Raw genomic sequence first — 13,000 nt, forward strand, 5'->3', positions numbered from 1 at the left:
AATCCCGCGACACCGTCGCCGCCACCATCCAGCGCCTGGCACGCAACGTCCGCCTGGTGTTTGACTACCTGGGCATGACCGAAAATTCCCGCCGTCGGCGGGGACGGCCAGCCACGGCGGGCTAGAACGGATTTGCCGTGGTCAATACTTCGCACTGTGTTGGGGATCAGTGTCGGTGGATTCGAGGCCGATTGCGTTCGGGGCGCGCTTTCGACGCGTTCGGCGGTCCCTCGCGGGGGCACAAGCGCCAGCAATCCGCAGCCCTGAGGGCCAAGTGGGTATGGGCAGCGCGGCCTTGATCGTCGTTCCGGCCAGTCCGCCAGTTACCGCGAGTCCGCGGCGGCCGAGAGGTTGCCGTCCCTGGTCTGGATTCCGGGGTCCCGGCCGGAATGACGATCGGTCGGTCAGGTTGCGGACGGGCGGATTAGACCATGTAGGGCGGGGGGTTGGTCAGTGGTCGCGCGTCGGCGCGACTTGGTTCGTTCCTGGGAGCGCCGACATTCTGTCGGCGAGCCGCCGTCAGGCGGTCTGCGTTGCGCGGTTGACCCGTGGGGTCTTGTTGTTTGGCCAGCTTGCAATGGCGCTGCGCATCATGGCCGACAGGATGTCGGCGCTCCCACGGCCCGGCGGTTGCCATCCCTGGCGCGTATGCCGGCCGCCCGGCCGGGTTGGTTGCGGAGGATGACCGGTCCCTCTGGGGGGTGAGGGACTGGTGCAGCACCCTGCGCGGTTATGCGATGGGGGTGGGCGTTCCCTGCCCAGGCGGTCGGTTACTTCTCGTATTTGGCCTTGGCGTCTTCCAGGCAACGATCGCTGTCCGGGGCCATTAGGGCGGCGCACTTTTCCTTGGCTACGGCGTAATTCGCATCACTCTTTTCTGCGGCGGCGTCCTGGCGCGCGGCGACGCCGGCCTCTTGCGCCTTGGCGTCCGCGGCGGCGGATGTGTCACTCGCGGTCTTATTGGCTTGCGTCACCTTCAGTTGCGCCTCGGCGTCGGCCCGGACGCGGGTCTCGACCGCCTTCGCCTCCTTCACACAGAGGTCCTTCTCATTGCCGGTCTGGTCGTCGCACTTTTGAATCGCGACCCCGTAGTCGGCCTCCGCCTTGGCGACCACCGCCTTGTAGTGGTGCTTGGCCGATGGCTCATAGCTCGCTTCGAGCTCCGCGCCGGCGACCTTGGACTTGCCCTTGGCCTCGGCGAGGCAGATATCCTTGGCGTTGTCGGCCAAGGCGTCGCATTTGGCCTTGTCGGCCGTATACTCGGTGGCGATCTTGGCCTCAGCGGCCTTGTACGCGTCTTTCGTCATCGCCTCCGCCATCACCCCGGCGCTGAAGACGAGGCCGATAGCCATCGAGATGGCGGTCAGTTGCATGTTTTTCATTGGTAATTCCGGTCGGTGGTGAATGAGCGAGTAGCAGGGCATACAGTGGCCTTGGTACGCATGACGCCTAACGGCCATGGCGCCCGCACCGTCCCGAACGATGACATTGGCGGGCGCCTTGGCCGTTCCCTCACCCCGCCCTCCCCCAATAGGGAAGGGAGAAGTGGGCCGCGCTTCCGGCGCGACTTTCACGGTAAGAATGCCGCGATGACAAGCGGCCATCAGGGGTGAAGGGGTCATGCCGCCGTATCGCGACTGTGCAGGCAGATTATTGAAAGAGGGTAAGGGCGTCGGTACGCTGGCACACGTAGGATCCAAGGCGGAATAGGCCGCCGGGCGGGCGAATGGCCTCGCTCATGACTGCGGTGGACGGCCGCGGGGCGCACAGCGCCCAACACCTGCGTGACACCGCAGGAGCGGTGTCACGAGCAGCCAAGTTGAAGTCTGGTGCTTCAACGCACGGGCACATCGCGCGTATCCGCCGGACCTTCTGTCGAGTCGGCAGCAGTCGGCCGGACGGAGCGCCGGGCATGGACGGCGCGCGCACCGCGGCGGTACAGTGGCCATCCTGCTCATCGGGTCCACCAGAGGCATCGTATGACATCCCCCGACGGCCTGCTCTCCGAACGCTTTTTCGACGCGCTGGGCTATGCCGCGCGGCTGCACAACCGCCAGGTGCGCAAGGGCGGCGGCACGCCCTATGTCTCGCACCTGATGGCGGTCGCGAGCCTGGTGCTGGAGCACGGAGGCAGCGAGGACGAGGCGATTGCCGCACTGCTGCACGATGCGATCGAGGACCAGGCCGAGCACCGTGGCGGGGCCGCCGCCCTGCGCGCCGAGATTGAGCAGCGCTACGGGGCGCGGGTGCTCGGGATCGTCAACGCCTGCACCGACGCCGAGGTCGTGCCCAAGCCGCCGTGGCGGGCGCGCAAAGAGCAGTATCTGCGCCACCTCGGCGCGACGCCGGACCCGGCCTATCACCGGGTGAGCATCGCGGACAAGCTGCACAACGCGCGTGCGATCCTGCTCGACTACCGCGTCGACGGCGACGCACTGTGGCAGCGCTTTACCCTGTCGGACCCCGCCGAGCACCTCTGGTACTACCGCGGTTTGGTGGAGGTCTTTCGCTCGGCCGGCCAGGCGCCGCCCTCGCTGGTCAATGAGTTGGATCGCGTGGTCACGGAGTTGGAGTCCATGGTGCGGCGGGGTTGAGCAACGTGCGTTCGACGCGTCTGCGGTTTTTCGCAAGTCGCACGTTGACAGGGGCCGCGCGGGCACGTAACCTTGTCAATCTTTCCGGGGCGTAGCGCAGCCTGGTAGCGCACCTGAATGGGGTTCAGGTGGTCGGAGGTTCAAATCCTCTCGCCCCGACCAATAGTGAGCTGGGCGGTAACAGATTCCTCTGTTACCGCCCTTTTCGTTTGTGAGGTCGCAGATGCTGCCGGGGCTTATGCCGCGGCGCGGGTCGGCCTGCATCCCCCAGCCTTCGGCTTTTCCAGCAGTTCCGCCCATGTCCCTGAATACGACAGAAGAAATCATTGAGGATCTGCGCGCTGGGCGCATGGTCATCATCATGGATGACGAAGACCGTGAGAATGAGGGCGATCTCCTGCTCGCCGCCGACTGCGTCACGACTGAGGCAATCAACTTCATGGCCCGTTTCGGGCGTGGTCTGATCTGTCTCACCCTCACCCGTGAGCGCTGTGAGCGTCTGCGTCTGCCGCTCATGGTGAGCGACAATCAGGCCCCCCATTCGACCGCCTTCACCCTGACGATCGAGGCCGCCGAGGGCGTCACCACCGGGATCTCCGCGGCCGATCGGGCCGCGACGGTGCGGGCCGCGGTGGCCCCGGATGCCGAGCCCAAGGACCTGGTGCAGCCCGGACACATCTTCCCGGTGATGGCCGAGCCGGGCGGCGTGCTGGTGCGCGCCGGTCACACCGAGGCCGGTTGCGACCTGGCTCGGTTGGCGGGGCTGGAGCCCTCCGCGGTCATCGTCGAGATCCTCAACGAGGACGGCAGCATGGCGCGCCGGCCCGACCTGGAGGTGTTCGCCGCGGCCCATGGGCTGAAAATCGGCACCATCGCCGACCTGATCCACTACCGGGTGGCGCATGAGAAGTCGGTGTCGCGCGTCTGTGAATGCGAGCTGCCCACCGAGCATGGGACCTTCCAGGTGGTTGCCTACCGCGACCATATCGACAATGAGATCCACCTGGCCCTGACCATGGGCGAGATGAGCGCCGAGCGTCCGACCCTGGTGCGCGTACACTTGCAGAATACGCTGTGCGACCTGTTCGGCACCCAGCACGGCGCCTGTGGTTGGCCCTTGCAGTCGGTCATGGCCCAGATCGCCGAGGCCGGTCACGGTGCGATCGTCATCCTGCGCAATCGCGATGGCGCCCAGGACCTGCTGGCCCGCTTGAAGGACCTCAAATTGCACGACGGCGATGACCCGGTGCCGCCCCGCCGCCAGAAGGACCGCAACGAATTGCGCACCTATGGTATCGGCGCGCAGATCCTGGCGGATTTAGGTGTGCGCAAGATGCGGGTCATGAGCGCGCCCAAGGCCATGCACGGGATCTCCGGGTTCGACCTGGAGGTCGTCGAATACGTCGGCGGGCGCTGAGTCTTAAGAATTCGGTCCGCAAATGAACGCAAATGAACGCAAATGGAGAAGGGCGTCCGACTTGAACGTCAGTTCACTTGACTCAGGCGAGCACTGCAAGTGCCCCGAACACTGATTCGTATTCTCCCCATTTGCGTTCATTTGCGTTCATTTGCGGACAAATCTTTTCTAGGTTTTTCTCGCAGTACTCATTTGAACATCGGAAGACCGCATCATGACCATCAAGACCATTGAGGGCGTCTTGCGCGCCGACCAGGCCCGTTTCTGTCTGGTGGTGTCGCGCTGGAATGGCTTTATCGTGGAGAGCCTGGAGAAGGGCGCAGTGGATGCCCTGCTGCGCCACGGGGTGGCCGAGTCGGATCTCACCATCGTGCGGGTCCCCGGGGCCTTTGAGATGCCGGTGGCCATTGAGCGTATCGCCGGTAAGGGCGGCTATGACGCCATCGTGGCCTTGGGGGCGGTGATCCGCGGCGGCACCCCGCACTTCGACTATGTGGCGGGTGAGTGCGTCAAGGGCATGGCCCAGGTGAGCCTCAAATACGGCATTCCGGTCGCCTTCGGGGTGCTCACCGTCGACAGCATCGAGCAGGCCATCGAGCGTGCCGGCACCAAGGCCGGCAATAAGGGTGCGGAGGCCGCACTGTCCGCACTCGAGATGGTCGATCTGCTGCGGCGGCTGGGCTGAGACCGCCATGGCCAATCCCAGCGGTCCCAGCTCGAGCGATGAGGCCCGGGTCAGCCCCCGCAGTCAGGCGCGGCGCTATGCCGCGCTGGCACTCTACCAGTGGCACCTCACCAAGGAAGACCCGGCCACCATCCGCGCGCACATGCTCAGTGACCCGGAGTGGCTGGATGCCCTGAATAACTCTTTGAGTGGGGCCGCGGAAGATACCGTGATCGACCCCAAGAACCGCTTCAAATTCAATCTCGACCTATTCGACGACCTGATGAAGGGCGTGCCGGCGCAGATCATTGAGATCGACGCCGCACTGGATCGGGTACTTGATCGCCCCATCACCCAGGTCGACCCGGTAGAGCTCGCCATCCTGCGCATCGGCGCCTATGAAATACTGTTCTCTCCCGCGATTCCGGCCGGGGTCGCCATCAACGAGGCGATCGAACTCACCAAGCTGCTCGGCGCCCACGAGGGGCACCGCTATGTTAATGGCGTGCTCGACAAACTCGCCCGCCGCGCGGCGGCCCGTGCGGCCGGGTCCTGAGGTCGGTGCGACCTTGGACCTGGTGGTTGCCGAGCGTTGAACCGGGCTGTACTTCCTCATCGCAACACCCGTCCCCTCACTCCACCATCGCCCGGTAGCTGTGCCAGGTCGCATAGCCCAGCACCGGGAAGAACACGATAAAGGCGCCGAAGAGGGTCAGGATACCGATCGTACTCAGGACGACGATGATGGCGGCCCATACCAGCATCGCCGGCCAGTTGCGCCAGACCGCCCGCGCGCTCAGGCCGATCGCCGCGATCGGGTTGCGGTCCCGATCCACGATGAGCGGGATGGCCACCGCGCAGGTCACGAAGACGACCGCCGCCAGCAGGAAGCCGATACCGACAAAATAGGCCAAGGCCCAGGGATCGCCCTCGGCGGACAGGAGGCCCAGATAGCCATCGATGCTGGGCGAGAAAAACTCGAACTGGAGCGCGAACAGGATTGACGCCACGCGTACCCAGGCGTCCATGATAATCGTCAGCAACACTGCGAAAAGTGCAAGGTGGGTCTTGTGTGCCGCCAGGGTGCGCAGGGCCGCGCGAATGCTCACCGCCTCACCTGCATCCAGTTGACGGGCGGCGACATAGAGCCCGCTTGCCATATAGGGACCGATCAGGAGGAGTCCGCTCACGAAGCCGAGGGTGAGCCAGGGTTGGCTCGCGGTGAGCAGGGCGGTCGCCCAGCACGCCGCCGCGAACAGCACACCATAGAGCAGGCTATGGCCGACGGCGGACCGGAAGTCATCGACACCCGCTTTGAGCCAGGCATAGGGGGCGGTCAACGCAACCCCGCGGACCTGGTCGCGGGCCAATTGAACGCTCGATGTCGGACGGGTGATCTGAGGATCCATGACGGTTTCCTGCAAATGAGGTGGTGAGACTCGGCCTGGAGTCGGCACCGCCCCCGCACCGCGGCGTGGCTGATCCCGACCGGCTCCAGACTTGGCGTGTGCATCGACGCTCGCAGACCGTACTCACCCGAGCGGGGCGATGCAGTAATCGAAAGTTGTGGTGCGACAGCGCCCTAATCAATCGGGGGGCACCGCAGAATTCGGAAAGAAATCGGGCGACTAAGTGCGTGCAGAGGCGCCATTGACCGATGGGCGCCTCGGCGCGATCAAGGCGCGGCTAGAGTATGTCCGGCAGGGCCTTGCGGATGGCGGCCGGGTCAAGGCCAGCGAGGCTCTTGTCGATCTCCGCGGCGATCAGTTGGCGCAGGGTGGGGGACTGATGGTGGCGCAGCATCCCGAGAAAGGCGGGGGCGGCGATCACATAGAGCTTGCGGAAAAGTCCCTGGTTGCGCGCGTCTTCCAGTGCCTCGCAGACCTGGGCGGCAAAGCGCTCGGCGATGTCGTGCTTGTGGGGGCGGTTCTCGCTGTTCAAACCATGGCCGATGACGCTTGGGTTGCGGTCCTGGCCGGCCCGGTCGCTGACCAGATCGCCCTCGTGCAGGCGGGCCTCCGGGGAGGTGAGGGTGCGGACCTCATGGAGCGGGCTCGCGGCCTTGTCGGCGGCGAAAATACGTGCGCGGCTCTTGTCTGCAACCAAAATCCAGGTGGACATGGTGTGAACTCCCTCGGGCTGAGGTCGTGGATGGCCGGCGGGGGAGGGCGCAACCAAGTGGCAGGCGAGCTCCAGCACCGGTGGTTAGGCGTGATGCCTTCTCTTGAGTGTAACGGCAAGGCCGACACCCCTATACTTTAGCACTCCCTTGTTCTAACCGGATACCCGAGTGCCGCCCCACTGGAGCCCCATCCTCACACTCCTTGCCCTGTTGCTCGTGGCCAACGGGGCGCCTGCCGTGCTGGCCGTGCTGGTCGGGCGGACGCCCGCCCGGCCACTGGATGGGGGGATGCTGTTGCGCGACGGCCATCCGGTGTTCGGGCCGTCCAAGACCTGGCGCGGCTTGGTCGCGGCCTTGGGGATAACACCTCCCGTCGCGATGTTACTGGGGTTCGGGTGGGGTCTGGGATTGGCCATCGCGCTGGGGGCCATGGCGGGCGATCTCATCGCCAGCTTCATCAAGCGCCGGCTGGGGCTGGACTCGGGTGCCTCGGTGCCGCTCCTGGACCATCTACCCGAGACCCTGATTCCGGCCCTGCTTGCCAAGGGTGCCATGGGTCTCGACTGGCCGCACCTCGGGGTGGCGGCGGCAGTCTTCACGGTCGTTGACCTGTTGGTGACTCCCTTGCTCAAACGGCTGGCGACGTTGGGACGCTAGTGGTGCGCTGTGCGCCCCGATGCCGGCGGCCGGAGTTACCATCAAGGCCGGCGCGCATGAGCAATTGACCGCTGAATTTCAACCGGCACGGAGATTGCTAAAAACCAAGTGGCGGCATAGTGATAATCCTCGCCGCTTTCGTCGATCACGCGAATATCTCCATATCTGGGGCAAAAGGCAAAATGGGCTAGGCTCGAACACATTCCGAGCCAGGACGGCCCCAATTAAATCGAGCGTGTTCCATCTTGGCGCGGGCGCCCACGGCGGCGAAAAGACCATGAGTCGCTCGATTAGGGCGAACTGTCGATGTGATTTAATTGAGCCTGGCCCCTATTGCTTTTCACTATAAAGGGTATTGATCCCTTTTCCCGCTTGTTAAAGGGCTTAAGCGTTGCATTGTATCTTTCATGATTTTACCTCTCTTCTATATGTCATCTTGGGATTGCTTATTTTTTAACAATCAGATGCTTACGCTGGTGGAAAGCCTAAGCCGGGCCGTACTGCTTCCTTAACGACGCGAAACATAAAACGCCAAGTTCGGCGGCGCATACGGGCTCGGCTTGAGGCGAATGTTAGGCGTTGCGACGCAGGACCATGACATAGATATTTGCTCCATCCCATATTCCTGTGCGAACATCGGGAGCGATCATCGACCACGCCTCCACCAGGCTACCATTCGGTGTCGCGTCACACGCGATTAGACAGGCGTACTGATAGTCCCAAGCGGGGTGGGTGGCGGTCTCTTCAATGCTGGTTAGCGCAAGATAGAAGAAGGACTGATAGATATCGGCCGCTAACTCGTCTGCGGCGCGCGTCACTGTGCCGGTGGAAAAGTACTTACCCTCAATGATGGCCTTGAATGGTGCGGGAGACCTGATTGCAAGATCTGGACAGCTCTGGATCAAGGCGTTGCCTTTAGCTTCGTTCCTCCATTGCGTAACGATGTCTCTCGGCTTAGACCCTAGCGACTTCCCGAATGGGTGGCGTTTCGAGCGCGCGGGAGAAGCGCTCGCGATTCCGGGAAGAGAGCGAAACGACTCCGACAGCAATGCGCGGGTAGCGTCCGAAGCGCTCATACCAATGCGGGAGACGAAGTAGTCATGAATCGCTGGCGCAATGAATTCGTTCAGTAGGGCGCCCTCGGGGAAGGCCATGTGCCTACGGTCTGTAGACGCTTTGGCGCCGGCCACGATTCTCGCGATCGATGATCGCAGTTCGGCGGCTGGAGGCAGACGCGCTTGAATGTGCTCCTGCAGTCCCCGATAGAACGCCCATGCCTTGGCGTGAGTCTTCAATGGCTCGTGCATGGCTACTCGGCCCCTAATGCTTGAGCGAAGCGGCACGCGTGTCGACGTGCGGCTTGCTGATTGCTGATTGCCCTGCCATCAAAGCCATGGTGTGAGTAGCCCCTTGCGCGGCAGAAGGGCACTAACCACTCTTGCTCTAATCTACACTTGAATTTTTCAAGGGCTTCCATTGGGCACCTCAGCCGTAGGGACGCCGGTTACCCGGCGCCCTCGGCGCAGTCCCGGACGTGCAGTTTTCACGCATCCGGTTCCTCGGTTGTACTCACTCATCAAGCGGGCCTTCACAGTTGCCCGTTACAAGGTCCAGTTGTTACTGCCCTCAGTGAGGTTGGCTCGTGTTGATCCGAGCCTGCATGTCGGGCACGAGCTTCCTGTCTAAAATCCGTGGGTGTGGCCTAGTCGATCAAAGTTATCTCGGCGTGTCAATCCCCTGGCGGCGTTCTCCCGCTGCAAAGTTAGTCCTTTGCCGATAGGTGCCTACATCGGAACGGTCGCCAGGAGAGTGTCAGGTCAACCACTCCCGCCGCGAACGAGTCCAGCCCTTCCCATTGCTTGGAAGTGGGTCGCGGGGCGGCGGCTTGACGGCACCGAAGCTGAGACGGGGCGGCGGTCTCGTGTCCGTACCAGGTGCGCTGTCTCGTCCCATCGCGGACAATAGGGCCAACGTGAGCCGGTCTCCCCGAGAGCGCCGCCGCTCTCCCCTCAACCCCCCGGAGACCCGCCATGCACCTGGACCCTTTTATGATCTCGCTCGGTTTCGAGGGCGAGACTACCGCCCCGGGGGAGGCGAGGATGCGGGTGCAACTGCGCCCCGAACACCTGAACAACTGGGGCTCCGCCCACGGTGGATTCCTCTTTACCTTGGCCGACTCGGCCTTTGCGCTGGCCTCCAACTCGCACGGCACCCTGGCCGTCTCCTTGAGCGCACACATGGAGTATTTCAGGCCCACGCGCGTCGGCGACACCATTGAAGCGGTCGCGCGCGAGGTCAGTCTGACCCGGCGCACCGGGGTCTACCAGGTGGAGGTGTCCTGCCAAGGTGAGTTGGTCGGACTCTTCACCGGCACGGTTTACCGCAAGGGCTGAACCGCCAATCCCCGCCGGCCCGCGGTCGTCTGTGCGCCGGACTTGGTCATTATCCCGGCCAGCGGCGATCCGTCTGCAACCGGAGGTCGAGGCTTCAGCCGGTGTCCCGTGTGGGCGTCAGTGATGTCTTGAAGCCGGGTGGGGCATAGGTCCCGCTCGCGCCGTTCGGACGATGCGCGGTCTATTGCAACTGCTGTCGCAAGGCGCCGATATCGGTCAAGCTCAACCCGGTGGCCGTTGCAATAGTTGCATCGTCGAGCCCGCTGGATCGGATCAGGTTCATCGCGATTTGTCGCAGCGCGTCTGCTTTGCCTTGTTCTCTGCCTTCTTCCCTCCCTTCCTCCCAACCTTCTTCCCAACCTTCCTCCCGCGCATCCTTGAGCAGGCTGCGCTCGTCGTGCAGTGCTCGCTCGCGCACGAAGGCGAGCCGCCGGGTCTCGGCGTCGGCGCTCAGGTGTCTGAGTTTGTCCAGCGCGGCGCGGACGGGTTCGTTTGCGATTTGGGACATGGTTTGATCCTCTTGCCAGTGTTCGAACAGCGCAATCCAGGCGGAGAGGGCGCCCGTTGTCCGTTGCAGCCGGTCGGCCTTACGCAATTCGATCAGGTTTAGTTGCAGCTCTTGGCCGAGGGTGACCGTCGGGGTCACGGCGTCGCACATCTCAAAGCACCAGATGGCCTGTTCCCGATGCGCTGGGTCCTGGAACAGGTCGAAGTCGAGCAGATGGATGCCGATGGCCGGCTTGAGGCCGCCGTAGTCGTCGCCGGCCACCAACTGCCCGGTGACGAGCTTCGCCAAATAATAGGCACTGCGCGCACCCCAGGCGCGATAGCGACGGACCTGCATCTCGATGTTGTACTGGGCGCCGTCGGTGTCTTCGGCCAGGAGATCGAGGACGATGTACTTGCCGCGCAGTTCCTCGGCGTCGATGGTCGGGTCCTTGACCGTGAGCCGGGCGATCGGTGCCGCCTGCGGGCGGATGGCGTCAATCAGGGCCGCCAGCAACGTCGGCGCGTCGGCGAACAGCCGCTTGAAGACGTAGTCGTTCTTGGGGTCGAGTAGGTTGGACATGGTCGTCGGCGGTGCGATTGGCTGTACCGAGCATACCCGCTGCATCGGGGCGCGGCAAATCAAGGAAGGCATCATCACCAAGGCCCAGGCGCTGCAGCGCGTCGCCCCCGACAGTCTGGAGCAGATGCTGTTCCCGCGCCTGGACCCCAAGGCCAAGGTGACGGCGGTGGCCTCGGGTCTGCCGGCCTCCCCCGGTGCCGCTTCCGGCATCGCGGTGTTCGACGCCGACCGCGCCGAGATGCTCGGCAAGGAGCAGGGGCGCAAGGTCATCCTGGTCCGTGTACGCCAAGCCGGAGGACATCCACGGCTTCTTCGCCTCGCAAGCCATCCTGACCTCGCGCGGCGGCAAGACCGCGCACGCGGCGGTGGTCGCCCGCGGCATGGGCAAGTGCTGCGTGGCCGGTGCCGAGGGCATCCATGTCGACGTGGATCGGCGCATCGCCATCGTCGGCGACACCAGCTTCAAGGAAGGCGACCATAAGCCGCAAACGCCTGAACCTGTTCGCCGACCGCTACCCGGACCGCCGGCCTCGCGGGTGGAGATCGTGGGGGGTCCCATTGAGCGGCACGAGGACTGTCATGTCCCGGAGCGTGAGGAGTCGGGACTCGATCATAACTCCGGCCACGGGCGCCGGTCGCTACCCCTCGCGACCGGGGGGCCGCTCCTAGCATTTGCTGGGACGCGGGCGCCCTTTTGGGCCTAACCCCCCGCCCTGGTGTATCCTGTACGGTCAAAACCCGACCGCTCGCGATCGATCCGTTCCGCTCAACCAGCTCTGGAAGCCTCTGCACCGTGACTCAGCTCAAGAACGATACCTTCCTGCGCGCCCTGTTGCGCCAGCCCGTGGACTACACCCCCGTGTGGATGATGCGCCAGGCCGGGCGCTACCTGCCCGAGTACCGCGCCACCCGCGCCCGTGCCGGCAGCTTTATGGACCTGTGCATGAACCCGGAACTGGCCTGCGAGGTCACGCTCCAGCCGCTGGAGCGCTTCCCGCTCGACGCGGCGATCCTGTTCTCCGACATCCTGACCATCCCGGATGCCATGGGCCTGGGGCTCTCGTTCGGCGAGGGCGAGGGTCCGCGTTTCGCGCACCCGGTGCGCTCGGCGGCCGACGTGGAGCGGATCGCGGTGCCGGACCCGGAGGACGGCCTGCGCTACGTGATGGACGCCGTGAGCCTGATCCGGCGCGAACTCAACGGCCGCGTGCCATTGATCGGCTTCTCCGGCAGCCCCTGGACCCTGGCGACCTACATGGTCGAGGGCGGCAGCACCAAGAACTATGCCTTCACCAAGGGCATGATGTATGACCGCCCGGAACTGCTCCACAGCCTGCTGGCCAAGGTGGCGGATTCGGTGACCGTCTATCTCAACGCCCAGATCGCCCGCGGCGCCCAGGCCGTGATGATCTTCGATACCTGGGGCGGGGCACTCACCCCGGCCAAGTACCTGGAATTTTCGCTGGCCTACATGCAGCGGGTGGTCTCGGGCCTGACCCGCGAGGCCGAGGGGCGGCAGGTGCCGGTGGTCCTGTTCACCAAGAACGGCGGTCAATGGTTGGACCGGATGGCCGAGACCGGCTGCGACGCCCTGGGCGTGGATTGGACGACCGATCTCGCCACCGCCCGTCTGGCCGTCAAGGACCAGGTGGCCCTGCAGGGTAACCTGGACCCCTGTGTCCTCTATGCCTCCCCGGAGCGCATCCGCGAGGAAGTGGCGACGGTGCTGGCGAGCTACGGACACGGCCATGGCCATGTCTTCAACCTGGGTCACGGTATCACCCCGGATGTCAATCCGGAGCACGCGGCGGCCATGGTGGCCGCGGTCCATGAGTTGAGCCCCGCCTATCACCAGGGCGTCTGAGTCCTGACCTTGCCGCCCGGTCGCGTCGCGGCCGGGGGCCGCTCCTACGCGGGGCGTGATCCTGCGCCTTTGCTGTTCCCACACCAGCCGCGCCCCGCTCCAAATATTCCGACCCCTGTTGCAGCCGATCAATGTCCTAGTGACTGTGACGGCGATCACAGTTATGCTTGTCCCAAATGAAGACGGGTCCCCGCTGCCACCGAACCGAGAAGTCGGGGTT

12 protein-coding genes, 1 tRNA gene and 1 pseudogene are annotated in these 13,000 nt (G+C 64.3%); 9 read left to right on the top strand and 5 right to left on the bottom strand.

Annotated elements, in window-relative coordinates:
• Positions 1–770: 770 nt before the first annotated feature.
• Positions 771–1,622, bottom strand: a complete 852-nt coding sequence (locus QZX93_RS04920; protein ID WP_295384081.1) for a hypothetical protein — start codon at positions 1,620–1,622, stop codon at positions 771–773.
• A 357-nt stretch (positions 1,623–1,979) separates the two neighbouring features.
• Between QZX93_RS04920 and QZX93_RS04925 the strand changes: the two genes are divergently transcribed.
• From QZX93_RS04925 to nusB, 5 genes are all read left to right on the top strand, one after another.
• Positions 1,980–2,594, top strand: coding sequence for an HD domain-containing protein (locus tag QZX93_RS04925; protein ID WP_295384083.1), 615 nt, complete (start codon positions 1,980–1,982; stop codon positions 2,592–2,594).
• 85 nt (positions 2,595–2,679) lie between these two features.
• Positions 2,680–2,756, top strand: a tRNA-Pro gene (locus tag QZX93_RS04930).
• Positions 2,757–2,892: 136 nt separating this feature from the next.
• Entirely contained in the window at positions 2,893–4,011 is a 1,119-nt protein-coding gene (gene ribBA / locus QZX93_RS04935) for a bifunctional 3,4-dihydroxy-2-butanone-4-phosphate synthase/GTP cyclohydrolase II (protein WP_295384085.1), read from the top strand.
• Positions 4,012–4,225: 214 nt separating this feature from the next.
• Entirely contained in the window at positions 4,226–4,696 is a 471-nt protein-coding gene (gene ribE / locus QZX93_RS04940; protein ID WP_295384087.1) for a 6,7-dimethyl-8-ribityllumazine synthase, read from the top strand.
• Between the two features lie 7 nt (positions 4,697–4,703).
• Positions 4,704–5,231 carry a transcription antitermination factor NusB gene (gene nusB / locus QZX93_RS04945; protein ID WP_295384089.1) on the top strand — a complete coding sequence of 176 codons (528 nt, stop codon included), beginning with the start codon at positions 4,704–4,706 and terminating at the stop codon, positions 5,229–5,231.
• A gap of 76 nt (positions 5,232–5,307) precedes the next feature.
• On the opposite strand, the gene QZX93_RS04950 is transcribed toward nusB, so the two are convergent.
• Entirely contained in the window at positions 5,308–6,084 is a 777-nt protein-coding gene (locus QZX93_RS04950; protein ID WP_295384091.1) for a DUF2189 domain-containing protein, read from the bottom strand.
• A gap of 277 nt (positions 6,085–6,361) precedes the next feature.
• A complete protein-coding gene (locus tag QZX93_RS04955) occupies positions 6,362–6,796 on the bottom strand; it encodes a host attachment protein (protein WP_295384093.1) in 435 nt (144 codons plus the stop codon).
• Positions 6,797–6,965: 169 nt separating this feature from the next.
• Between QZX93_RS04955 and QZX93_RS04960 the strand changes: the two genes are divergently transcribed.
• Positions 6,966–7,454, top strand: a complete 489-nt coding sequence (locus QZX93_RS04960; RefSeq protein WP_295384095.1) for a CDP-archaeol synthase — start codon at positions 6,966–6,968, stop codon at positions 7,452–7,454.
• A 572-nt stretch (positions 7,455–8,026) separates the two neighbouring features.
• On the opposite strand, the gene QZX93_RS04965 is transcribed toward QZX93_RS04960, so the two are convergent.
• Positions 8,027–8,761: a hypothetical protein gene (locus QZX93_RS04965; protein ID WP_295384097.1), complete on the bottom strand. Its 735-nt coding sequence runs from the start codon at positions 8,759–8,761 to the stop codon at positions 8,027–8,029.
• Positions 8,762–9,484: 723 nt separating this feature from the next.
• Between QZX93_RS04965 and paaI the strand changes: the two genes are divergently transcribed.
• Complete coding sequence (gene paaI, locus QZX93_RS04970) at positions 9,485–9,847, top strand: hydroxyphenylacetyl-CoA thioesterase PaaI (protein ID WP_295384099.1); 363 nt, start codon at positions 9,485–9,487, stop codon at positions 9,845–9,847.
• Between the two features lie 181 nt (positions 9,848–10,028).
• Here the strand turns inward: paaI and QZX93_RS04975 are convergent, their stop codons facing one another.
• Complete coding sequence (locus QZX93_RS04975) at positions 10,029–10,916, bottom strand: Rpn family recombination-promoting nuclease/putative transposase (RefSeq protein WP_295384101.1); 888 nt, start codon at positions 10,914–10,916, stop codon at positions 10,029–10,031.
• A gap of 61 nt (positions 10,917–10,977) precedes the next feature.
• Here QZX93_RS04975 and QZX93_RS04980 point away from each other — a divergent pair.
• Positions 10,978–11,392, top strand: a pseudogene (locus tag QZX93_RS04980) (PEP-utilizing enzyme); the annotation flags it as partial.
• 317 nt (positions 11,393–11,709) lie between these two features.
• Positions 11,710–12,780 (top strand): uroporphyrinogen decarboxylase, encoded by a 1,071-nt coding sequence (gene hemE, locus QZX93_RS04985; RefSeq protein WP_295384103.1) that lies wholly within the window; start codon positions 11,710–11,712, stop codon positions 12,778–12,780.
• Positions 12,781–13,000: the final 220 nt, after the last annotated feature.

The sequence above is a fragment of the uncultured Thiodictyon sp. genome (assembly GCF_903946935.1).
Taxonomy (GTDB): domain Bacteria; phylum Pseudomonadota; class Gammaproteobacteria; order Chromatiales; family Chromatiaceae; genus Thiodictyon.

Bases quoted from the DNA above. Each gene is read 5' to 3' on its own strand.
- QZX93_RS04920 (WP_295384081.1), bottom strand. From the start codon at position 1,622: ATGACCCCTTCACCCCTGATGGCCGCTTGTCATCGCGGCATTCTTACC.
- QZX93_RS04925 (WP_295384083.1), top strand. From the start codon at position 1,980: ATGACATCCCCCGACGGCCTGCTCTCCGAACGCTTTTTCGACGCGCTG.
- ribBA (WP_295384085.1), top strand. From the start codon at position 2,893: ATGTCCCTGAATACGACAGAAGAAATCATTGAGGATCTGCGCGCTGGG.
- ribE (WP_295384087.1), top strand. From the start codon at position 4,226: ATGACCATCAAGACCATTGAGGGCGTCTTGCGCGCCGACCAGGCCCGT.
- nusB (WP_295384089.1), top strand. From the start codon at position 4,704: ATGGCCAATCCCAGCGGTCCCAGCTCGAGCGATGAGGCCCGGGTCAGC.
- QZX93_RS04950 (WP_295384091.1), bottom strand. From the start codon at position 6,084: ATGGATCCTCAGATCACCCGTCCGACATCGAGCGTTCAATTGGCCCGC.
- QZX93_RS04955 (WP_295384093.1), bottom strand. From the start codon at position 6,796: ATGTCCACCTGGATTTTGGTTGCAGACAAGAGCCGCGCACGTATTTTC.
- QZX93_RS04965 (WP_295384097.1), bottom strand. From the start codon at position 8,761: ATGCACGAGCCATTGAAGACTCACGCCAAGGCATGGGCGTTCTATCGG.
- paaI (WP_295384099.1), top strand. From the start codon at position 9,485: ATGCACCTGGACCCTTTTATGATCTCGCTCGGTTTCGAGGGCGAGACT.
- QZX93_RS04975 (WP_295384101.1), bottom strand. From the start codon at position 10,916: ATGTCCAACCTACTCGACCCCAAGAACGACTACGTCTTCAAGCGGCTG.